This is a genomic window from Pseudomonas sp. 10C3 (assembly GCF_036346185.1).
Classification (GTDB): Bacteria; Pseudomonadota; Gammaproteobacteria; order Pseudomonadales; family Pseudomonadaceae; genus Aquipseudomonas.
Genome location: NZ_JASJVE010000213.1, coordinates 1 through 236 on the forward strand (window position 1 = coordinate 1; position 236 = coordinate 236).

Annotated in this window: 1 pseudogene; it reads right to left on the minus strand. The window is 55.9% G+C overall.

Annotation, left to right across the window (positions count from 1 at the left end):
- Positions 1–160, minus strand: a pseudogene (locus tag QN399_RS26655) (transposase); the annotation flags it as partial.
- Between the last annotated feature and the right edge of the window lie 76 nt (positions 161–236).

Consider the following 236-nt stretch of genomic DNA (forward strand, 5'->3'; position numbering starts at 1 on the left):
CATATAGGGCTCTTGGCCGTTGGCTTTGGCAGTTTCGACCAGACTGTAGATCTGGGCACTGGCGGTGGCGCCCTTGGGTGTGTCGCCGAACAGCCATGCCTTGCGGCCTATCAGGCTTTACCGCTCTTTCGGCGACGTTGTTGTCGATGGGTAAAAAGCCGTAAGCGACCCATAAACCCCACGTACCGTTAGATGGGGTTTACGTTTACCTTGGCATCTCTGGCGAGCAGTTCCAA